Here is a 20914-nt window from a genome sequence, read left to right on the forward strand (position 1 = left end):
GAGAGTAAAAGGGCAAACTTAAGAAACCCTTAAGGAGCAAAAAAAGTTGTCAGCGAGGCAGCGGGCAGGCAATCTGCGCCGCTGTTATCCAACAGGAATCCCCCAAGAGGAATAGCCATGTCATCCACCGTCAGCTGCCCCCTGTGTGCCAGCCATCGCAGTTATCCCCTGCCGGTGGCGGGCAAGCGCTATCATCGCTGCCTCGCGTGCGAGCTGGTCTGGCTGGATGAGGCCGATCATCTGGATGAGGCGGCGGAGAAGGCGGTCTACGACGGCCACGATAACCAGGTTGATGATCCCCGTTATCGCACCTTTCTGATGCGGGCATTTGGCGAGGTACTGAGTCGGGTGCCAACCCCTGCCAGTGGCCTCGATTTTGGCTGCGGTCCCGGCCCTGCGCTGGTGGCGATGGGACGCGAGGCGGGTTACGACATGGTTGGGTATGACAAGTTCTATGCCGACTTTCCCGAGTTGCTGACGCGTCAGTATGATTTCATCACCAGTACCGAGGTGATCGAGCACATTGCCGAACCGCGTGCCGTGCTTGACCGGTTGTGGGCCTGTCTCAAGCCCGGCGGCATGCTGGTGCTACAGACCCAGCGGGTGCTCGGTGACGAGCGGTTTAAAAACTGGCGCTATCGCCACGACCCGACCCACATCGTCTTCTTTGCCGAGGCATCGTTTCAGGTGCTGGCCGCCAGCTGGCAGGCCGAGCTCAGCTTCCCCCACGCCGATGTGGCGGTGTTCACCAAACCTGAACAGGGTGTATTCATTTGATCATGGATTGGGCATGCTGATCGCCTGACTTCTGGAACGGATGCCCTGTTTTCATGTCCATACCCCACCTCTCACTGCAGGATGCCCGTCATCTGCAACTGGCGGCGCAGGGGCTGCTTGCCCCCCGTCGCTGCAAGGCGACCCCGGCCGATCTGTTGGCCACCATTCGCCGCATGACGCTGCTGCAGATCGATACCATCTCAGTGGTGGCGCGCAGCCCCTATCTGGTGCTGTTCAGCCGCCTTGGCCAGTACGAACCGCGTTGGCTGGAGCAGTTGCTGGCCGACGGCGAGATCTTCGAATATTGGGCCCACGAGGCCTGCTTTGTGCCCCGCGAGGATTACCGGCTGCTGCGCCACCGAATGCTTGATCCTGCCGCCATGGGGTGGAAGTTTTCGGCCAACTGGCTCGCTACCCATCAGCAGGAGATCGGTCAGCTGATCGAGCGTATTCGTCAGCGCGGCCCGGTGCGGGCGGCTGACTTTGAACGCACAACCGGCAAGGGGAACGGCTGGTGGGACTGGAAACCGGAGAAGCGTCATCTGGAGGTATTGTTTACCACCGGTCAGCTGATGGTGCGGGAGCGGCGCAACTTTCAGCGGGTCTATGACCTGGCCGAGCGGGTGCTCCCCGAGTGGTGTGATGAGCGGGATCTGCCGAGCGTTGAGCAGGCGCAGCGGGATATGGTGCGCGCCAGCTGCCGGGCGCTGGGGCTGGTCAAAACCGGTTGGGTTGCGGACTACTACCGGCTGCGGCGCGGCAAATACGATGACCTGCTCCATCAGCTGGCGGACGAAGGGGAGCTGTTGCCGGTACGGGTGGAGGGGTGGCAGCACGGCGCTTTTGTGCACGCCTCGCTGGCCGATGAGCTGGCAAGGGCACAGGCGGGCACCCTCAAGGCAACCCATACCACGGCCTTGTCGCCGTTTGACCCGCTGGTGTGGGATCGCAAACGGGCCAGTGAACTGTTCAACTTTGACTATCGCATCGAGTGCTATACCCCGGCGCCGAAGCGTCAGTACGGTTACTTCGTGTTGCCGCTGCTGCATCGCGGCAAGCTGGTGGGCAGGATGGATGCCAAGGCCCATCGCCAGCAGGGGATCTTCGAGATCAAGAGCCTCTATCTGGAAGCTGGTGTGAGAGTGACCCGCCAGCTTGCACAGGATCTGGCGAAAGCCCTGCAAAAGCTGGCTGACTGGCACCAGACACCGCAGCTTCGTTATGGTGCCATTCCGGCCAATTTGCTGGCGTTGTGGCATGAAAGCGCCCCTGCAAAGTGAGCAAAATCCCTTCTGGGCTAAGCTGCAAGAGGGATAAACAGTCCGGGAGCGGGAGATGAAACGAGCGGGAACATGGTGGGCGGGATTGGCGATGGCCATCTTGTCCCCCGCGCTATGGGGGCAAGAGCCACCAGTGAAGGTCTGTCTGGGGGAGGGCAACGAGTGGGCCCCCTTTACCTACTGGGAGCGCAAGGACGGTGTGCCCGATACCAGCCGCCTGACCGGTTCGGCGACGACGCTGGTGCTTGATTCATTACAACAGAGCGGGCTCTCGCACCAGATCCGCTATCTGCCCTGGGCGCGGGTGCAGCAGGAGCTGGCGGATTATCGCCAGAATGGTCTGTGCGAGCTGACCTGGGATGCCAGCTACAAGCCGGAGCGTGCCGAGTTTGCCTTCTATAGCGTCCCCCTATATTACACCCACCTCGGTTTCTTCTATCTCAAGCGCCGCTACCCCGAACCGCCGGATCTGCAGACGGTCAATCGTTCCCGGGTGTGCGGGGTGATTGGCTACAACTACACACCCTACGGGCTTGCGCAGGAGCCACGCCGGGTCAAACAGTTGCAGCAGGCGCTCGATATGCTGGAGCGGGATCGTTGCGACTTTCTGCCGAGCGAAATCGAACCTCTGGTGGCAGGCATCAGCCTTGGCATCTACCGCAGCGAGAGCGGGTTGCTCAATCTCGCCCTGCCCAGTCGCAAGGGATTCTATCTGCTGGTGAGCAAGGGCTCCCCCCGCGGCCACCAGCTGGTGAACATCCTCAATCAGTCGCTGTTGGCATTTCAGGAAGGGGGGCATACGGATGAGGTGATGCGCCGCTTCTTGCCGCCGATGGAGTAATAGCGAAGGGTTGCTGTCATTCAGGGGGAGCAGATAAACAGAGGACCAGCCGGTGCAAACCGGCTGGCCCTTTTTTACGTGAGAGGCTGTCAGGCCGCCAGACGGGTCAGTACCTTCACCAGCAGCTCGATGCGCGGGGCAATGCTGGCCAGATCCAGATACTCCTCGTCACTGTGGAAACCGGCACCGATAGGGCCCAGTCCATCCAGAGTGGGGATGCCGAGGGCGGCGGTCAGGTTGGCATCGGAGCCGCCCCCCACCTCCTGCCAGCTGATTGGCAGTCCCAGTTCGGCGCCACACTCCTCCACCAGCTTCATCAGTGCCTGGGTGCCCTCTGACGGCACCATGGCCGGTTTGTGGGCCTCGCGGGTCAGCTGGATGGTGACGCCATCCAGATGGGGACGCTCGGCCAGGGTCAGCAGATGATCGTTGATCTGGTGGTACTCCTGATTGTCCCAGAAGCGGACGTCTACCACGGCGCTGGCATGGGCCGGCACTATGTTGGCGCCGTTGCCCCCCTCGACAATGCCGATGTTGAGGGTGGTGCCGCTCTCGAAGTTGGTCAGGGCGTTGATGGCCAGGATCCAGTGGCCCAACTCGGTGATGGCGCTGCGCCCCTTCTGCGGTTCGTTGCCCGCGTGAGCCGCCTTGCCGGTGAAATCGATGCGATAACGGGCCATCCCCTTGCGCGCCTTGACCAGCGAGCCATCGGCGCGGGCCGCTTCGGCCACCAGAACCTGTTTTGCCTGTTTGGCCACTGTTGTCAGCCAGTCGCTGGAGTGGAGGGAGCCGATCTCCTCATCCGGGTTCATGCAGACGCAGATGTTCAGGCGATCGCGCACCTCGCGGGGCAGTTCACGCAGGGCATAGACGATGTTGAGCAGGCCGGATTTCATGTCGGAGACACCGGGGCCGTAAGCGCGCTCACCATCGATGCTCATCGGGCGGGCGGCGGCGGTGCCGAGGGGGAAGACGGTATCCATATGGCCGATCAGCATTACATCGATCTGTGCCGCATCAGGCTGGTTGCGGATCTCCAGCCCCACCCCCGCGGCGCCGCAGTCGACCCGCTTGATCTGCCAGCCGCCCATCGCCTCATATTTGGCGGCCATCAGGTCGGCCACTGCCGCAATGCCCGGCTGGTGCAGGGATCCGCAATCCAGATTGATCAGCGGGGCCAGTTCGGTCAGGTATTGATCCAGAGAAAAAGTCATTGCTTGCTCCACTATCAGGTTCGGGTCAGAGAAGGATGTTCATCACCAACATGGCGCCGAAGGCGTTGAGTACCGAGATGGCGACCATGATGGGGATATAACGCCCTTCGGTGCCGATACAGCCGAGGATGCGGCCCATGTACTGCACCTGGGAGCCCATCAGGTAGATGGCTGGCGCCAGAATGGCGATGTGAGTGCCGTTGAGGATCCCCTGATCGAACAGGGTGATGACCACACCGACTGCGCCCCCCATCGACATCCAGGCGCCGATCAGCACGGCTGCCGCCTCACCGGGCAACCCGAAGATGGCCATGACAGGGGAGAAGATGGCGCCCATGGCATCCAGCGCGCCGGTGATCTGCAGCGCCTTGATGATGACGAAGGCCATCAGTACGTTGGGAACGGTGGAGGTGGTGGCGATGACCCAGCCCTTCTTGGCCCCTTCGACGAAGATATCGGTGACGATGGGTTTCTTGATGTTGGCCTGGCTCATTTGGCTTGCTCCTGAGTGTTGAGAGTCTGCTGGGTGTTGTTATCGGTCTGCTTGCCTTCGCTCATATTGAGGTAGACCCGAAACAGGTTGGCCCCGACAAATTTGAAGGCGAACATCACGATGACAGCCAGACCAATGGAGGAGCTGACCGCTGGGCTGCCATCTGCCAGCGTCAGAGTGAACAGCACGGCGCCGGAGGAGAAGAAGTTGACGATGGTGGCACCAGCGGAGAACTGGAACATGGTGAACACGTCGGTTTCACGCTTGGTGATGAGCCCTTCATCCTTGAGCTGACGGGTCATGGCGGCACCGGCATCGGTACTCTGCAGGGAGGCGATCAGTGCCAGACCTGTATTGCCCGGGATCCCCATCAGCGGACGCAGCAGCGGGGTCAGCAACTTGCGGGCCGCTTCCAGCGCGCCGTAGTGTTCCAGCACATTGATCATGCCAAGGGCAAACATCACGGTGGGGATCAGGGTCAGGGCGAACAGAAAGCCGTCTCTCGCCCCGTTGCCCCCCTTGCCGCGCATGTCGGTCATGGCGGTCTTGATGCCGTCACCATTCTCGCTGACGCTCTGGACCATGGTGCCGAACGAGCCGTTCAGCGTGGTGAAATCGAATACCCCGTACCACTCGCCGGATTGCAACAGTCCGGAGAAGAAGACCACGGCGAAGGCCAGTGCCAGGTAACTGCCTATGCTCACCGAGCGTGTTTTGTCTGTCATTAGCTAGCTCCATATGAATAATTATTTAATCTGAATAATTATAATTGATATGGATATCACTAAATTGATGGTGGTCAAAATGGTTTGCTACAAATGACGAATGTATTGGGGTTATGTGACTGCGATCGCCATATGCTTGGACGATAATCTGGTTTTTATCGAATTATTTGAGTGAGTAAAAAGCAGAGGCGGGATAGCGGGGCAATAAAAAACCGGGCACGAGGCCCGGTTTGCTCAATCAGTCAGATGTGATTACTGGAGTACCAGCACCATCAGCAGGCCGACGGTAATGGCAGATACCAGGAAGGCAAAGCCATAAAATACATAGTGGTGCAGCTTGGTGGTGTGGATCCCCAGATCGTGCAGACCGTGGTAGATACGGTGCATGCCGTGCCAGACTGGCAGGGCGATGATCACCAGCAGGATGCAGGCACCCCACCAAGAGCTGGCGAACGCGTGCACGCGGTCATAGCTCATGGTTTCCACGTCCATGATGCCCATGGGCACCAGCAGACCGGTGATGAGGACAATGACCGGCAGCAGCATGGCAACGACCATGCCACCCGCACCAAACAGACCCCAGTAAATTGGTTCGTCAGAACGTCTCATTGTTTTCTCCTCAGGCCACGATGATCAGGACAAGCAGGGACACCACCGCCAGCGCCACATACTGGGCGAGAACGATCGGCTTCTCCGGTACCAGGTCTTCACCACGGAAGATACGCATGGCTTTCGGCGCCAGGGCGAACCAGGTTTTGGCATGGAACAGGCACGCCGCCAGAGCGACGACATGGAACAGGATGGCGATCGGGCTTTGCAGGGATTCCAGCCAGCCGTTGAACGCTTCCTGACCCTGAACCAGGCGCATCAGGCCCCACATCAGCACAACGGCGTAGATGGAGACGAAGATACTGGTGCCTTCACGGATCATGTAACCGGTGTAGAAGGCGTTCTTCAGCCACCAGTCTTTCTTCATTTCGCGGACGTAAGGTTTACGTTTGCTATCAGTGTTGTTCATGGTCTCAATCCTGCTCTCAATCTGGCTTGAACATGGCGATCATGTAGTCCTTGGCGCTTTCGACCTTGCCAAGCTGGATGGCCGCCGCCGGATCGACGCCCTTCGGGCACACTTCGGAGCAGTAGCCCACGAAGGTACAGCCCCAGACGCCTTCGTCCTGGCTGATGATGCGCATACGCTCTTTGGCACCAGCATCACGGTTGTCGACGTTGTAGCGATAGGCCAGAGCCAGTGCCGCCGGACCGGTGAACTTCTTGTTGATGCCGTACTGCGGGCAGGCTGCGTAGCAGAGACCACAGTTGATGCACTGGGAGAACTGCTTGTACTGCGCCATCTGGGCCGGAGTCTGGATGTACTCGCCATCACACAGGCTGCGAGGCTCGCTCGGGATGATGTACGGCTTGATGCTCTCCAGCTTCTCGATGAAGTCGGACATGTCGACCACCAGATCGCGCTCGATCGGGAAGTTGTTGAGCGGCTCGACGGTCATCTTGCCCGGCAGATAGTCGCGCAGGAACGCCTTGCAACCCAGCTTGGGCACACCGTTGACCATCATGCCGCAAGAGCCGCAGATCGCCATCCGGCAGGACCAGCGGAAGCTCAGGGTAGAGTCCAGGTGATCCTTGATGTACTGCAGGGCGTCCAGCAGAGACATCTCTCTCTGGTATGGCACCTGGAAGGTTTGCATCCAGGGCTCGTTATCCTGTTCCGGACGGTAGCGCAGGATCTCAATTTCAATCATCTCAGCCATTCTTCTTAGCCTCGTCTTGTTTCTCACCCTCGGAGCCGTACACGCGTTTTGCCGGCTGGGACTTAGTGATCTTCACATCGGAGTAATCGATGGAGGGCGTTTCGCCATTTTTGTAGAACGAGAGCGTGTGCTTGAGGAAGTTCACGTCATCGCGCTCTTCGTAACCATCCAGACGCTGGTGGGAACCGCGGGACTCTTTACGATTGATGGCGGAGTGCGCCATGGCTTCAGCCACGTCCAGCATGTAACCCAATTCGATGGCGTACAGCAGATCGGTGTTGAAGACAGAGGACTTGTCGTTGATTTTGACCTTTTTGTAACGGGCTTTCAGCTCGTTGATCTTGTCGATGGTGCCCTGCATCAGCTCTTCGGTACGGTAGATACCGACGCCGGCTTCCATGGACATGCCCAGCTCGTTGCGGATATCGGCCGGGTTTTCGGTACCGTCTATGTCCATCAGGGAGAGGTGCTGCTTGATGAGCGCCTCGGCCTTGGCGGCCAGCGCTTCGGTGTTGCCATGCTTCTGAGTCTTGGCAAATTCACCTGCCTGCTCACCGGCCAGCTTGCCGAATACCACGATCTCGGACAGGGAGTTGGAACCCAGACGGTTGGCACCGTGCAGACCGACGGAGGCACATTCGCCCGCGGCGTAGAGGCCGGGCAGACGGGTGGCACACTTGTTGTCAGTCTCGATACCACCCATGGTGTAGTGGGCAGTCGGACGTACCGGGATAGGCTCTTTGGCCGGGTCCACGTTGACGTAGGCTTTGGCCAGTTCGCAGATGAACGGCAGACGCTCTTTCAGGTACTTCTCGCCAAGGTGACGCAGGTCGAGGTGAACCACATCGCCCATCGGGCCCTGAATGACGCGGCCTTTCTGCTGCTCTTGCCAGAATGCCTGGGAAACGCGGTCGCGCGGACCCAGCTCCATGTATTTGCTCTTCGGCTGGCCGATCGGGGTTTCCGGGCCCAAGCCGTAGTCTTGCAGGTAGCGGTAGCCATCCTTGTTCAGCAGGACGCCACCCTCACCACGACAACCTTCGGTCATCAGGATGCCGGTGCCCGGCAGACCGGTCGGGTGATACTGGACGAACTCCATATCACGCAGCGGTACGCCGTGACGGTAGGCCAGTGCCATGCCGTCGCCGGTGACGATGCCACCGTTGGTGTTGTAGCGATAGACACGGCCAGCGCCGCCGGTTGCCACGATCACGGATTTGGCTTGGATGAAGCGGGTGATACCGTTCTGGATGTCGAAGGTCAGTACGCCCTGAACGCGGCCGTCGTCCACGATCAGATCAAGACAGAAATGCTCGTCGAAGCGCTTGATGCTCGGGTATTTGACGGAGGTCTGGAACAGGGTGTGCAGAATATGGAAACCGGACTTGTCTGCGGCGAACCAGGTACGCGGAACCTTCATGCCACCAAACGGACGCACGTTGGCTTTACCATCCGGCTTGCGGCTCCAGGGGCAACCCCAGTGCTCCAGCTGGATCATCTCTTTGGTCGCGTTGTTGACGAAGTATTCCACTACGTCCTGCTCGCACAGCCAGTCACCACCGGAGACGGTGTCGTTGAAGTGGTTTTCGAGGGAGTCGTCATCACGGACGACACCGGCGGCGCCGCCTTCGGCAGCAACCGTGTGGCTGCGCATCGGGTAAACCTTGGAAATCAGGGCGATGTCCAGGTCTGGCTGTGATTCGGCTATAGCGATAGCGGCGCGTAAGCCGGTACCGCCAGCACCGATGATGGCCACATCGGTCTTGATAATATCCACATCTGCCTCCTTAGGGATAGATTTGCTGGGCACGATTTTGCTCTATGAAAAAAATTCAGGCTTGATGCAAGTCAAACTGCTAGGTTTTATTCCCTTTTTATTGGTTATTTTTCTATAAAACACCCAAATCCCTGGATGAAAATGTCGTTATTATCGTCATTTATTGGTGTTACTGAGCAGTTGAACACCTAGCTACGAGCACTTTAACTTCTGGATTGTACGTAGTTTTCTTTCAATAAAATGCGAATCACCTCTCTTTTTAGGTACTCGCGAAAAAAATTTTAAGTTTTTTATTGTAATTTTTTAATGAGAATTATTGGCATTTATCTATTCGGATAGAAATAGGTAATCCGAAATGCTGCGGTGACTACGGCGGTGATCTGATAATCCCAGACGAATTACAAGGATTTCAAGGCGGGGTATTTGGCGGGTAATGTGAGATTACTCACTGAAAATTAAGCGCTATTTAGAAAAATAAAAGGGGCCTGTACGGCCCCTTTTGCTCATGCTCAAATGCGGAACATGCCGACCTGATTACTCAGTTCACCCGAAATGTTTTTAAGTTGTTCAGAGAGATGGCGCGAACTGTCTGCATCCACTGCCAGTTCGTCCGAGACATCTTTGACCGCCTGAATGTTGCGGCTTACCTCGTCGGTGACGGCCCGTTGCTCTTCGGCTGCGCTGGAGATCTGGGTCGCCATATCGGAGATCTGGTTGATCGAAGTGGTGATCTGCTCCAGCGCATGGGTGGCGTTGTTGGCGTCATCCACGCTGTTCTGGGCCAGTTGCTGGCCTTCATGCATGGTGCTGACCGCTCCCTGGGTATTGCGTTGCAGGGTTTCGATCATGCTGCGGATCTCGACAGTCGAGCTGTGGGTACGTTGTGACAAAACGCGCACCTCGTCGGCCACTACCGCAAAGCCACGGCCCTGTTCACCGGCCCGCGCCGCTTCGATGGCGGCGTTGAGCGCCAGCAGGTTGGTCTGCTCGGCGATGCCCTGAATGGTGGAGAGGATGGTGTTGATCTCCTGAGCGTTTTTCTCCAGTTCCTGAATGATGTTGGAGGCCTGTTCCACCTGGGTGGCCAGATCGGTGATGGAGCGCTGGTTGCGGGCGATCACCTGTTTGCCATGCTCGCAACTGCTGGAGGAGCTGCGGGCCGCTTCGGCAGTTTGCTCGGCGTTGCTGGCAACATCGACCGCAGTTGCCGACATCTCATGGACCGCAGTGGCGATCTGAGTGATCTCGTTTTGCTGGCGAGCCAGCCCCTCATTGGCCTTCTCCGCCATGCTGTGGGAGGACTTGGCCTGCTGGTTGAGTTGGCCGGAGGAGTTGGAAATGTCCTGCACCATCGCATGGAGCCGCTCAATGAAGGTATTGACGTGTTTGGCAACCGCGCCCACCTCATCTTCACGCTCGATCTTGAGGCGGCGGGTCAAATCGCCGTTGCCACGGGAGAGATCGGCAATTGCCTCGCCCAGGGTTTTCAGAGGCGCTAGCGAGCTGTTGATGGCGACATAGGAGAAGCCAGCCACGATCAATATGGTGATAAGTCCCTGAATAAGTGAGGAGGTGACCATGCGGCGTACCGACTGGTAAGCGGTTTCGTCATCCACCATCATGCCGTAATACCAATTGGTGTTGGGGATCGCGTTAAAGTCAAAGACCTCTTTCTTACCGCTGATCACCAGCTCGTTGATCGTACCGTCATGAGCGATCTGATTGATGTAAGACGCGGTCAACTCGGGGGCTAGCGTTGTGGCGGGTTTCAGACTCAGGGAGGCATCGGGGTGGGCGATGATGGTGCCGTTGCTGTCGACCAGAATGGCGTAAGTCCCCTCGGTAGTGACCGTCAGAATGTCCGAGATAAGGGCGCTGATAGAGACATCTCCGGCGATAACCCCCTGGGTGTTGCCACGCTGGAATGGCTCGGCGATGGTGACGATCAAACTGCCGTTAGAGACATCGGCGTAGGGCGCAGTGATGACCAGTTTACCGGCGGCAACTGCATCCTTGTACCAGGTGCGTTGACGGGGGTCATAATCGGCTGGCAGGCCGGAGGGGGTACTCTCGAGCATCTTGCCGTCAGCAGTACCGGCATAGACCCCCTCAAAGCCACCGGCATTCATGGCTTGGGCCAGATGGCTGATGGGTTCATCTTCTTTGGTGAATGCTTCCTTGGTGGTACTGACCATGCTGATGCGGGCATCGACCCAGTTGGAGATACCCTTGACGTTGGCCATGGAGCTTTCGTCAATGATGCTCCAGACCAGTCTCTGGGTTTCAGTGCGCAGTTGTGAGGTGTTGTACCAGACTTGCAGGCCGGTGATCACCAGGATGATGATCCCGATAGCCAAGACCAGCTTGTTTTTAATGGATAAGTTCATAGTGACATCCCTGTGAGCGTTAGTCTGAAGTGTGTGTGGAATCTAGTTATTGTTATGAGCCTCTGTTTATCGGCTGAAGTTGAACTCTTTGTATCCCGGTCAGCTATTTAAAGTTAGTGCCTAAATCAGTGGTTATCCATGCGCGTATCGCCCCCTCACTGTGTCAGAAAACGATCTGGTCGATTGGTGAAGATTCCATCGACCCCCATGCTAGAGAGCGTTTCATAATCTTCTGGATAATCAACGGTATAAACCAGAACTTTGAGTCCACGGCGATGTGCATCATCGACCAGCGCGGCGTCGATGAAATCAACATCGCAATTGATGGACCAGGCCCCCAGCTCGTCGGCAAACTGCGCCAGGTTGAGCGGCAGGTTGGCGGTCAGGGCACCGAGCCGGATATCGGGCCGCGAGGCGGCAAATCGGGCCAGCTCCGGGTGATGGAAGGAGGAGACCACCCACTGGCCGGGAGTAAAGCCCAGCTCGGCCTCTGCCCGTCGGGTCAGGGCTGCCACCGCATCGGCGGTATGAGCCCCCTTGAGCTCGATATGCAGCTCGCAGTGTCCGGCGATGATTTCCATCACCTGCCACAGGGTCGGGATCACCTCTCCCTCACCGGCATCGAGCTGCTCCAGATAGGAGCAGGATTGCTCGGTCAGTACCCCCTTGCCATTGGTGCAGCGCTCCAGCCGCCGGTCGTGGAAGACCCACAACTCGCCATCGGCCGCCTGCACATCGATCTCGATGGCTGATACTCCCAGCTCCAGCGCTTTGGCCATCGCCTTTAGGGTGTTCTCCGGTGCCAGACCGCTGGCGCCACGATGGGCAATAATCTGCATGTTCTGCTCCTTCTACCTCGCGGATCAGCCGCGGCTCAGGTGAATGTCGATCTGTTGATGGGGCAGGGTAAGTCCCTGCTGCTGCATCTTCTCCAGCACCAGCGAGTGAACCTCGTGAGTGATGGGCATCCGGTGATCCATGTTGTTGACGTAGAGGCGGATCTCGTAGATCAGTGCCGAGTCGGTGAATTCGATCAGGAAGACCTCGGGCGTCGGCGTCTCCAATACCAGGGTCGATGCCTGGATGGACTCTTCCAGAATGCGTTGCACCAGTTTCGGATCCCGGGTCAGGCCGATCCGGATCCGCAGTTTGACCCGGGTGATGGCATCGGAGAGCGACCAGTTGATGAACTGTTCGGTGATGAAAGCCTTGTTGGGCACGATGATCTCCTTGCGATCCCAATCCACGATAGTCGTCGCCCGGGTTTTGATCTTGGTGACGGTGCCGGTGAGATCGCGGATGGTGACGGTGTCACCGAGCCGGATTGGCTTCTCAAACAGGATGATGAGGCCGGAGACAAAGTTGGCGAAGATCTCCTGCAGACCGAAACCCAGTCCCACCGAGAGGGCGGCGACCAGCCACTGGGTCTTCGACCAGTCGATGCCGAGCATGGAGAAGCCGGTGAGGGCACCGATCAGGATCACCAGATACTTGCTGGTGGTCGTGAGGGCAAAGCCGGTACCCGGGGAGAGGCTGAGGTGTTGCAGCAGGGTCAGCTCCATCAGCCCCGGCAGGTTGCGGGCAGTCACCACGGTCAGAATGAAAACGAAGGCGGTCAGCATCAGATCCTGCAAGGTGATGGCCGAGAGCTGCTCGATGCCGCCAATCTTGCTGCTCACCTGCCACACCTCGATATTGCTGAGGAAACTGAATGCGGAGTTGAGATCCGACCATTGCACCACCACCAGCATGGTGAAGCCCAGCATCAGCAGGGTGCGCACCAGCCCCAGCGACTGGGCGCTGATGGTATCGAGATCCAGCTCAGTCTCTTCCACCACGTCCGGGGTCTCGGAGCTGAGCTCGTCATGCCCCTCTTCCCGGCCGCGCTGGGCCAGGATCTCGGCCCGCTTGCTCTTGGCACGCTCGAAGGCGAGGCGGCGGCGCTGGATCAGCATCCAGCGTCTGGCCAGATAGTAGACCAGCAGGCAACCCAGCCCCATCAGCAGGCTAAGCTCCAGCTGGCGCAGCAGGGTGCGCGAGGTATAGAAGTAGCCAAACAGGGCGCCAATCACCGCCAGCAGTGGCGCCAGCATCAGGCTATTCCAGATGAAGTGGTGCAGTAGATGGGGCTTGGTCATGTCGGTCTGGCCCCAGGTGAGCGGCAATCGCTCCCGGTTTAGGCGGGCGAAGAAGAGCAGCAGCCAGAGTGCACCGATCATGAAGGCCATCCGGCCGAGGGAGTCGTAGAAGGCGTGCTCCTGATAGCTGTTGGCCATCCCCTGCACGAAGAAACTCGGGATCAGCACCAGCAGCAGGGTGCGAAACTGTCCCCACACCTTTTGCACCTGTTCCCGGGGCCAGCGGAAGTGGTGGATCAAAATCCCCCGCTCCAGCGTCAGATGGCGGGCCATCACCAGCGCCAGCAGCAGAAACCAGATCTCGCCAAGACCGCGTGCCACCGCCACCGCAAACGGGTATTGCCAGGCCCCTTCGAGCAGGCCGCGCACCATCAGCACCATGGCGGGCAAGGGGAGGGCGGCAAGCAGGGAGCGCAGCAGCAAGCGGCTGGTGAGGCTGATTTGTCCTGGGTTACCTTGCCGATCCGTGGCGCAATATGGTCGCAATAGAGGCTCAGGTGACGGGCCAGTTTGAACCAGCTCCAGGCCAGCACCAGCAGCCCAATACCGGCTAGCGTGAGGCTCAGCGGGCTGTTTTCGGCGATGGCGTAGGGCAGTTGCAACCAGTTGTCCGGGTTGAAGGCCAAGGTCAGCGCGGCGGGAATGCCGAGCATGACCTGCGGGGTAAAGGGGCGCACATCGGGCATCCAGAACAGGTGGCTGGCGCTTATTTCACGGATCTCGTCGATCTTGCTGTTCTGGCGGCTGTAGAGCAGCTTGAGACGGGTCTGCTCCTGAATGAGGGTGTCGGAGGCGTCGTTGAGCCGGGTCAGCAGCTGGCGCCGGGCCTTGAGCAGGTTGTCGAGCACCGCTTGCTGTGGCCGATCCAGCGTCACCTCCTCTTCGGCCATCAGCTTGTCGCGCAGTTGGCGGGTATCCTTGAGCCCATCCTGCTCGCTCTCGTACTGGTACTTGGCCATACGGGCGCTGACGATGGCGGACTCCAGCTTGTCGAGGGGGAACTGGGGGGGCAGATCGGAGAGTTTGCTGCGCAGGTTCTCGCCGTAGGCATTACTGATCTGCAGCCACTCCAGCTGTTCGCGCACCGAGTTGACCAGCTCATTCAGTTCAAACAGATTCTTGTCGACGCTGCGCTGCTCGTCCTGCACCCGCTCAATCTGATCCTCCAGCGTGCCGAGCTGGATGGAGAGTGCCTGATTCTGCTGTTGCTGCTCCAGCAGTAGCGGCATGTCGGTGGTGAGCTGTTTGCGCAGCCGTTCGCTCTCCTCCAGCGCCTGCTCGGTCTTCTCCCGCCGCAGCTGGTTCTGTTGGGTCAGCAGGCTGGCTTGCCACTCATCCTCGTCAGCGATGGCCAGATTGAGCTCCTGCAGTTTCAGCTTGCCGAGATCGTTGCGCTGCTGGGCCGAGAGCTGCTCCAGCTCCAGCATCTGGATCCGGTCGGAGAGGCTCTGCTCCTTCATTCTGGTCAGCAGCAGCTGTGCCTCCTGCTGGCGATCCGATTCGCTGCTGAAGCTCAGTCGCTCTAGCTGGCTGCGGGTCAGTTGCAGCTGTTTGCGCAGATCATCCACCCGCAGGTGATACTCCTGCCCGGTGCTCTCCAGCTGGTTGAGGCTATCCATCACCCCCTGCCGCTCCTTGCGCAGGTTGAGCTGGCGGTTGCTGCTCAAGCCTATGGCCTGGCGCAGCGCCTCCTCCTGGAGGCTCGCCAGCGGCGGGCGAGCTGCGGGCTGATAGTTGTGCAGGCTCTCCTTGAGCCGTGCCGACTCCTTGGGGTAATCGATAAGGATCTGCTGATAGGCTTTGCTCTGCTCCCGATAGCGCTCGGCCTCTCTGGCAAATTGCAGCGCCTGCTGGTAGCTCTCCCGCAGCTTCTGGTTTTCCGGGGTATCGCTCTTGGGCACGCTTTGCAACAGGGATTCGGCCTGGGCAATGGCATCGTCGGCGCGCACGGTTGGCGGCAACAAGAGAAGGGAGAGCAGCAAGAGGGTGAGCAGGCGTTGCAACATGAGGCTCGTTTCCGTTCAGAAGAGGTGGCCCTAGCCTAAAACAGGGCAGGGAGGCGGGTAAAGCAGTCTATATTAATGATTCATAACACAAATAACAGGAAGTCGTGCTGCCGTTTCGCTATGATCCCGGCCGCTTTCTCTCCACCGAGTCGAATATGTCAGCTGTTGATCTGGGCACAGCCCCGCTATCTCGCCTTTTCTGGCGTTACGTAACCCCGACCGTGGCGGCCATGCTGATCACCGGCATCTATGTCACCATCGATGGCATCTTCGTTGGCCATGTGCTGGGTCAGGATGGCATGGCCGGTCTGATGCTGGCTTATCCCATCTGCGCCGTGCTCTATGCGGTGGGGGCGCTGATCGGCATGGGGGCCTCGTCGCTGGTCTCCTTCTATCTGGGGCAGGGCAATCCGGCCAAAGCCCGCCATATCGTCGGCAATGCCCTGGTGATTGTGTTGCTGGCCTCGGCACTGCTCAGTTTTATCGGGATCCGTTATGGCGAGCCCATGCTGGCCTGGATGGGGGCGGAGGGGGATATCTTCACCGCCGGGCTCTCCTACCTGCAGGCCTACGCCTGGCTTGGCGTCTTTGCGGTGCTGTCGATGGCGTTCAGCTCGCTGCTGCGCAACGATGGCCGCCCCGGATTTGTCACCCTCATCATGGTAGTCGGGGGGCTGCTCAACGTGCTGCTCGACTATCTGCTGATGGTGGTGTTTCCGTTCGGACTGGCCGGGGTGGCGACGGCCACCATGCTCTCCCAGGCGGTGACGGGCCTCGCCTGCCTGTGGCACTTCTTCACGCCGCGCAGCCAACTGCGGATAAGCTGGGACACCTTGCGCCCTGATCTGCGGCTGATGGGCGAAACGGTGCGCCTCGGGGTCTCCAGTTTTCTGATGTACCTCTATCTCTCTGTGGTGCTGGCGCTGCACAACAAGGCGTTGCTAGCGGTGGGTACTTCGCTGCATGTGGCGGCCTACGGGGTGATCAGTTACACCGAGGCCTTCTTCTATCTGGTGTTTGAGGGGATCGCCATGGGTATCCAGCCCATCGCCAGCTTCAACGCGGGCGCCGGTCACTGGCGGCGGGTGCTGCGGATCCGCAACCTGGCACTCGGAGTGACGTTGGGGATCGCCCTGTGCGCCATGTTCCCGCTCTATCTGTGGCCGGAGGCGGCGGTCTATCTGTTTGCCGGGGACAACGCTACCTTGCTGCCGGTGGCGAGCCTCGGGATCTGGCTCTACTTCTGGGGGTTGCCGATGGAGGGCTTGCTGCTGGTGGGGGCCACCTACTTCCAGGCCATCAATCGGGCCCGCATCGCCTCCCTGCTCACCGGTGGCAAGCTGGTGCTGATCGGCGGTTTCTTGTGGGGATTCTCGACCCTGTGGGGCGTGCCCGGGGTCTGGCTGGCATTGCCAACGTGCAGCTCGCTGCTGGTGTTGGTGATGTGGCGGGCGATGCGTCGGGAGTCCGGCGCCCACGCGCTGGCCGGATAGGTAATCAGGTTCGACGTGCAGATAGCAGACAGGCAGCCATGGGCTGCCTGTTTTGTTAGAGGATGTTTTGTTAACGGGCTCTGCCGATTCAGGGCTTGAAGGCGCCGATAAAGATAGCGGGATCGACCCGGGTGTCGTTGAGGCTGACGTTCCAGTGCATATGGGGGCCGGTAGCGCGGCCGGTCGAACCGACTCGCCCGACGATGCCGCCACGCGGCAGGCTCTGGCCGAGCTTCACATCTACCTTCGACATGTGGCAGAACATGCTGATGAGCCCCTGACCGTGGTCGACAAAGACGGTATTGCCATTGAAGAAGTAGTTGCCGATCAGGATCACCTTGCCTGCGGCGGGGGACTTGATCGGGGTGCCGGCGCCCACTGCGAAGTCGAGGCCGGAGTGGGGATTGCGCTCCTCGCCATTGAAGAAACGACGCAGGCCAAACGGGCTGGAGAGGGGGCCGTTGACCGGCTTGTCGAACATCAGGTTGCTCGGCTGGTTGGGGCTGAAGGTCTGGTAAGCCCGGGTCTGCTCCGCCAGCTCGCGGTTGATACGTGTCATATCCTCGGCGAGCGGATTGACCTGACGGCTGTTCTTGAGCTTGATGTGCTGCTCGCGGTAGTGCTTGGGGGTGACGGTGAAGCCAAGCGTGCGCCCATCACCGGTAGTCAGCTGCTGGGCCCCAAGCGGGCTCTTGAGGGAGATGCCGACGATGGCGATCCACTGGCCATCTTCCTGCACGACCAGTACGGGCTTGCCCTGATAATGGGCTTGTGGCGCCGTGGATGCCTTGCCAAGGGGCACGACGGCCACGCCACCCGGCACCGGATGGTTGAGCAGGCGACTGATAAAACCCTCGGCCAGGGCTGACTGGCTGGCCAGTAACAACAACAGACAACACACAACTCTCATGACGATACCACTCGATGTTAAAGCGCCCGGGATGGCGGGATGACAACCCTCTGTCCGGTATTCGTCGATCACTAAAGGGTGAGCACGACACGTAGGCCACGACAGTAGCGGTTGGGGGAGGGAGCAGATTGTGCCTCGTTATGGTCGGGGCAGCCAGAGGCGAGGCGTGGCTGACGCCCCTTTTGTGTATAGCTGCGTCAGGTTTTATGTCGTAGTCGGGCCGCTTCGCCATTGAGTCGCCCCCGCCCTGGCTCTAGAATCGGCTTCCGGCACTGATGCCACCGACACTCCGAGGAGACGATATGAACGGATTACCCCCTTTGCGCACCACACCGGCCCGGTACACGACAGGTCGTGGCTGGCTCTGGGTTCGCAGCGGGTTCGATATCTTCAACAAGGGGATGGGGATCAGCGTGGCCATGGTGCTGGTCTGGTTTATGGTGGGCATGCTGCTGGAGCAACTGCCAGCGGGTGGCCTTATCTCCCAGCTGCTCTACATGGTGTGGGGCGCGGGTTGGGTGGCGGTCGCCGCTCGGGGTTATCGGGGGGAGCCGCTGCAGTTTGCCGATCTCTTCGCCGGTTTTCGCCACAAGCTGACCCCGCTGATGCTAGGCGGTCTGCTGGTGTTGCTGCTGTTCAGCCTGGTGGGCCTCGTCTGTCTCGGTCTGCTCTCCATGTGGGGGCTGCTCCCGCTGCTGACGCAGGATCCCGAGAGCATGGTGGTCTCTGCCAGCCAGTTGCAACAACTGCTGCTGGTGTTGCTGGTGGGTATGCTGCTTATCATTCCCGTGCTGATGGGGGTCATCTTTGCTCCTGCGCTGATCTACCACCACGATATCGGCATCATTCAGGCGGTACGGCTGAGCTTCTTCGGCTGCTGGCGCAATATTTTTCCCTTCTTCTGGTGGGGGCTGCTCTCAGCCATTTTGTTGCTGTTTGGCGCTGTGCTGTTGCTGGTAGGTCTGCTGGTGGTGATCCCGGCGCTCAACTACTCCATCTATGTGGCTTATCAGGATATTTTCCTGGACGAGAGTGCGCAGCCGGAAGCGCCGCACTCAGAACCATTCGGATTTGAAGCCTGAGCAAGGGATCAGAGTGAAGAAGGGGCCCGCAGCGGCCCCTTCGTTATGTTTGGGTGTGCGGAGTGCTTACTCCTGCCAGATGGGATCCGCCGCCATGCGGGCCAGCAGAAAATCGAGGAAGCTGCGCAGCAGTGGCGACATCTGCTTGCGAGTGGCATACACCCCGTAGACGCCGAGGCGCTTGGGCTGCCAGTCGGTCAGCAGGGGCACCAGTTCCCCACGCTCCAGATAGGGTTGTGCCGAGTAGCGTGGCTGCAGGCTGATCCCTGCGCCTTCCAACGTTGCTTCCAGCAGCAGGTTGGAGATATTGGCGCTCAGGTTGCCGCTGACCGGCACTGACTCGGGGCCACCCGGACCATTGAACTCCCACAGGCTCTTGCCGAAGTAGGTGTAGGTGAGGCAGTTGTGCAGCGCCAGATCCTGCACCTTGTGCGGCATCGGATGACGGGCCAGATAGGCCGGGCTGGCGCAGACCACCGAGTGGCAGGTGCCGAGACGGCGCGCCACCAGATTGGGGTCGAGGTCGTTGGTGATGCGCACCGCCAGATCGATCCGCTCCTCCACCAGATTGACGGTTCTGTCGAGCAGCAGGATATCGATGGCCGTCCCCGGGTATTGCGCCAGATAGTCGTTTGCAGCCCCGACCAGCAAGGCTTCCGACAGGGAGTAGCTGCTGGTGATCCTGAGCTGCCCCTTGGGGGCATCGTCGCTCTTTACGGCGATTTGCTCCATCTCCTCGCCCAGCGCCAGCATGGCGCGGGCACGGTTCAGTGCCTCCTCACCTGGGCCAGTCAGGCTAAGACGCCGGGTGGTACGGTGCAGCAGGCGAGCGCCCATCCAGCTCTCCAGCTCGGCCAGATAGCGCGACACCATGGCGCGCGACATATCCAGTTTCTCTCCGGCGCCGCTCAGGCTTCCCTGTTCGACTACGCTGACGAAGACCCGCAATGCGGTCAGTCGATCCATGTATAGCTCTCTATATGTTCGGTATGTGCAACAGTGATGCGCTGTTAGTGCTGTATTTGCACCCTAAATGATCCAATACACTGTGTCCATCAAATGACCCCCCGAATACTTAATGAGGAATAGATGATGAACAACACCCTGATCCGCAACCTGACTCTGGCTACCACCCTGCTCAGCGGCGCCGCACTGGCCGCCCCCCTGAGCGTGACCGTCTACAACCCTGGCGAGAAGGCGATCTTCCCGGTCTCCTCCTCACTGGTGACCGGTGACAAAGAGGCAATCCTGATCGATGCCCAGTTCGACGTGCAAAATGGCCAGGCGCTGGTCGACATGATCAAGAAGAGCGGCAAGAAGCTGACCACTGTTTATATCAGTGCCGGTGACCCCGACTTCTACTTCGGTCTGGAGCCGGTCATGGCTGCGTTCCCGGATGTCAAAGTGTTGGCCGACCAGCATGTGGTTGACCATATCAACCAGACCAAGGATGCCAAGTTGAGCTACTGGAGCCCGATCCTGGGCAAGGGCGCACCGAAGAGCCTGACCGTGCCGCAAGTGATGACTGCCAGCCACCTGACGCTGGATGGCGAGAAGATTGAAATCAAAGAGATGAACACTCCTAATGCCTACCTCTGGGCCCCTTCCATCAAGACTGCTTTTGGTGGTGTGCCGGTTTACCACGGGGTGCATGTCTGGATGGCGGACAGCCAGACCAAAGCGGCCCGCAGCAACTGGGTCAAGGCGCTGGACAACTTGCTGGCCCTGAAACCCGAGCGCGTGGTACCGGGCCACTTCCTGGGCACTGCGCCCAAAGGCAGTGCCGCTGTGACCTTTACCCGTGACTATGTACAGCGTTTCGAGCAGGAGCTGGCCAAGGCGAAAAACTCCGGTGAGTTGATCGAGGCCCTGAAGAAGGCCTATCCGGCACTGCCGGTTGACGATGGTCTGGCCATTGGTGCCAAGGTCAATACCGGCGAGATGAAGTGGTAAGCCACTGAGCCTGCTCTCCCTGTGTTTTTTTACCGGGCCTAAGGGCCCGGTTTTTTATCCAAGATTGAC

17 protein-coding genes and 1 pseudogene are annotated in these 20914 nt (G+C 59.4%); 6 read left to right on the forward strand and 12 right to left on the reverse strand.

Going from position 1 to position 20914, the window contains the following annotated elements; translation table 11 throughout:
* Window positions 1-117: 117 nt before the first annotated feature.
* From ACTG2U_RS18035 to ACTG2U_RS18045, 3 genes are all read left to right on the forward strand, one after another.
* Window positions 118-777: a class I SAM-dependent methyltransferase gene (locus ACTG2U_RS18035; RefSeq protein ID WP_429013190.1), complete on the forward strand. Its 660-nt coding sequence runs from the start codon at window positions 118-120 to the stop codon at window positions 775-777.
* A gap of 53 nt (window positions 778-830) precedes the next feature.
* Window positions 831-2057: a winged helix-turn-helix domain-containing protein gene (locus tag ACTG2U_RS18040; protein WP_439974880.1), complete on the forward strand. Its 1227-nt coding sequence runs from the start codon at window positions 831-833 to the stop codon at window positions 2055-2057.
* Between the two features lie 91 nt (window positions 2058-2148).
* Window positions 2149-2898: a substrate-binding periplasmic protein gene (locus ACTG2U_RS18045; protein WP_439975133.1), complete on the forward strand. Its 750-nt coding sequence runs from the start codon at window positions 2149-2151 to the stop codon at window positions 2896-2898.
* An 89-nt stretch (window positions 2899-2987) separates the two neighbouring features.
* Here ACTG2U_RS18045 and ACTG2U_RS18050 read toward each other — a convergent pair whose 3' ends face one another.
* The 10 genes and pseudogenes from ACTG2U_RS18050 to mscM all read right to left on the reverse strand — a co-directional run bounded on the left by ACTG2U_RS18050 (window position 2988) and on the right by mscM (window position 15407).
* Window positions 2988-4112 (reverse strand): M20 family metallopeptidase, encoded by a 1125-nt coding sequence (locus tag ACTG2U_RS18050; protein ID WP_439974881.1) that lies wholly within the window; start codon window positions 4110-4112, stop codon window positions 2988-2990.
* Between the two features lie 25 nt (window positions 4113-4137).
* Window positions 4138-4605, reverse strand: a complete 468-nt coding sequence (locus ACTG2U_RS18055) for a YjiG family protein (protein ID WP_005335063.1) — start codon at window positions 4603-4605, stop codon at window positions 4138-4140.
* Window positions 4602-5330, reverse strand: coding sequence for a nucleoside recognition domain-containing protein (locus ACTG2U_RS18060; RefSeq protein ID WP_005335061.1), 729 nt, complete (start codon window positions 5328-5330; stop codon window positions 4602-4604). The genes ACTG2U_RS18055 and ACTG2U_RS18060 overlap by 4 nt, the downstream gene beginning before the upstream one ends.
* A 252-nt stretch (window positions 5331-5582) precedes the next feature.
* Window positions 5583-5939: a fumarate reductase subunit FrdD gene (gene frdD / locus ACTG2U_RS18065; RefSeq protein ID WP_040066869.1), complete on the reverse strand. Its 357-nt coding sequence runs from the start codon at window positions 5937-5939 to the stop codon at window positions 5583-5585.
* A gap of 10 nt (window positions 5940-5949) precedes the next feature.
* Window positions 5950-6348: a hypothetical protein gene (locus tag ACTG2U_RS18070; protein ID WP_005335058.1), complete on the reverse strand. Its 399-nt coding sequence runs from the start codon at window positions 6346-6348 to the stop codon at window positions 5950-5952.
* A 16-nt stretch (window positions 6349-6364) separates the two neighbouring features.
* Window positions 6365-7099: a succinate dehydrogenase/fumarate reductase iron-sulfur subunit gene (locus tag ACTG2U_RS18075; protein WP_005335057.1), complete on the reverse strand. Its 735-nt coding sequence runs from the start codon at window positions 7097-7099 to the stop codon at window positions 6365-6367.
* Entirely contained in the window at window positions 7092-8876 is a 1785-nt protein-coding gene (frdA, locus tag ACTG2U_RS18080) for a fumarate reductase (quinol) flavoprotein subunit (RefSeq protein WP_047437968.1), read from the reverse strand. The genes ACTG2U_RS18075 and frdA overlap by 8 nt, the downstream gene beginning before the upstream one ends.
* A gap of 509 nt (window positions 8877-9385) precedes the next feature.
* Window positions 9386-11263: a methyl-accepting chemotaxis protein gene (locus ACTG2U_RS18085; protein ID WP_042083552.1), complete on the reverse strand. Its 1878-nt coding sequence runs from the start codon at window positions 11261-11263 to the stop codon at window positions 9386-9388.
* 155 nt (window positions 11264-11418) lie between these two features.
* On the reverse strand, window positions 11419-12102 hold the full coding sequence (locus ACTG2U_RS18090) for a glycerophosphodiester phosphodiesterase (protein ID WP_302245417.1): 684 nt from the start codon (window positions 12100-12102) through the stop codon (window positions 11419-11421).
* A gap of 24 nt (window positions 12103-12126) precedes the next feature.
* Window positions 12127-15407: pseudogene (gene mscM, locus ACTG2U_RS18095) on the reverse strand (miniconductance mechanosensitive channel MscM).
* A 155-nt stretch (window positions 15408-15562) separates the two neighbouring features.
* Between mscM and ACTG2U_RS18100 the strand changes: the two are divergent.
* A complete protein-coding gene (locus tag ACTG2U_RS18100; protein WP_421268978.1) occupies window positions 15563-16900 on the forward strand; it encodes an MATE family efflux transporter in 1338 nt (445 codons plus the stop codon).
* Between the two features lie 88 nt (window positions 16901-16988).
* Here the strand turns inward: ACTG2U_RS18100 and ACTG2U_RS18105 are convergent, their stop codons facing one another.
* Window positions 16989-17810 (reverse strand): peptidoglycan DD-metalloendopeptidase family protein, encoded by an 822-nt coding sequence (locus ACTG2U_RS18105; RefSeq protein ID WP_374995454.1) that lies wholly within the window; start codon window positions 17808-17810, stop codon window positions 16989-16991.
* A 302-nt stretch (window positions 17811-18112) separates the two neighbouring features.
* Here ACTG2U_RS18105 and ACTG2U_RS18110 point away from each other — a divergent pair, with 302 nt between their 5' ends.
* Window positions 18113-18892 carry a BPSS1780 family membrane protein gene (locus tag ACTG2U_RS18110; RefSeq protein WP_439974882.1) on the forward strand — a complete coding sequence of 260 codons (780 nt, stop codon included), beginning with the start codon at window positions 18113-18115 and terminating at the stop codon, window positions 18890-18892.
* A gap of 66 nt (window positions 18893-18958) precedes the next feature.
* On the opposite strand, the gene ACTG2U_RS18115 is transcribed toward ACTG2U_RS18110, so the two are convergent.
* On the reverse strand, window positions 18959-19858 hold the full coding sequence (locus tag ACTG2U_RS18115; RefSeq protein WP_439974883.1) for a LysR family transcriptional regulator: 900 nt from the start codon (window positions 19856-19858) through the stop codon (window positions 18959-18961).
* A 126-nt stretch (window positions 19859-19984) separates the two neighbouring features.
* Here ACTG2U_RS18115 and ACTG2U_RS18120 point away from each other — a divergent pair, with 126 nt between their 5' ends.
* Entirely contained in the window at window positions 19985-20845 is an 861-nt protein-coding gene (locus ACTG2U_RS18120; RefSeq protein WP_439975134.1) for a Vmh family MBL fold metallo-hydrolase, read from the forward strand.
* Window positions 20846-20914 lie beyond the last annotated feature (69 nt).

Origin of the sequence: Aeromonas sp. 95A (assembly GCF_051919235.1) — a bacterium.
Classification (GTDB): Bacteria; Pseudomonadota; Gammaproteobacteria; order Enterobacterales; family Aeromonadaceae; genus Aeromonas; species Aeromonas veronii.

Bases quoted from the DNA above. Each gene is read 5' to 3' on its own strand.
- ACTG2U_RS18035 (WP_429013190.1), top strand. From the start codon at position 118: ATGTCATCCACCGTCAGCTGCCCCCTGTGTGCCAGCCATCGCAGTTAT.
- ACTG2U_RS18040 (WP_439974880.1), top strand. From the start codon at position 831: ATGTCCATACCCCACCTCTCACTGCAGGATGCCCGTCATCTGCAACTG.
- ACTG2U_RS18045 (WP_439975133.1), top strand. From the start codon at position 2,149: ATGGCCATCTTGTCCCCCGCGCTATGGGGGCAAGAGCCACCAGTGAAG.
- ACTG2U_RS18050 (WP_439974881.1), bottom strand. From the start codon at position 4,112: ATGACTTTTTCTCTGGATCAATACCTGACCGAACTGGCCCCGCTGATC.
- ACTG2U_RS18055 (WP_005335063.1), bottom strand. From the start codon at position 4,605: ATGAGCCAGGCCAACATCAAGAAACCCATCGTCACCGATATCTTCGTC.
- ACTG2U_RS18060 (WP_005335061.1), bottom strand. From the start codon at position 5,330: ATGACAGACAAAACACGCTCGGTGAGCATAGGCAGTTACCTGGCACTG.
- frdD (WP_040066869.1), bottom strand. From the start codon at position 5,939: ATGAGACGTTCTGACGAACCAATTTACTGGGGTCTGTTTGGTGCGGGT.
- ACTG2U_RS18070 (WP_005335058.1), bottom strand. From the start codon at position 6,348: ATGAACAACACTGATAGCAAACGTAAACCTTACGTCCGCGAAATGAAG.
- ACTG2U_RS18075 (WP_005335057.1), bottom strand. From the start codon at position 7,099: ATGGCTGAGATGATTGAAATTGAGATCCTGCGCTACCGTCCGGAACAG.
- ACTG2U_RS18085 (WP_042083552.1), bottom strand. From the start codon at position 11,263: ATGAACTTATCCATTAAAAACAAGCTGGTCTTGGCTATCGGGATCATC.
- ACTG2U_RS18090 (WP_302245417.1), bottom strand. From the start codon at position 12,102: ATGCAGATTATTGCCCATCGTGGCGCCAGCGGTCTGGCACCGGAGAAC.
- ACTG2U_RS18100 (WP_421268978.1), top strand. From the start codon at position 15,563: ATGTCAGCTGTTGATCTGGGCACAGCCCCGCTATCTCGCCTTTTCTGG.
- ACTG2U_RS18105 (WP_374995454.1), bottom strand. From the start codon at position 17,810: ATGAGAGTTGTGTGTTGTCTGTTGTTGTTACTGGCCAGCCAGTCAGCC.
- ACTG2U_RS18110 (WP_439974882.1), top strand. From the start codon at position 18,113: ATGAACGGATTACCCCCTTTGCGCACCACACCGGCCCGGTACACGACA.
- ACTG2U_RS18115 (WP_439974883.1), bottom strand. From the start codon at position 19,858: ATGGATCGACTGACCGCATTGCGGGTCTTCGTCAGCGTAGTCGAACAG.
- ACTG2U_RS18120 (WP_439975134.1), top strand. From the start codon at position 19,985: ATGAACAACACCCTGATCCGCAACCTGACTCTGGCTACCACCCTGCTC.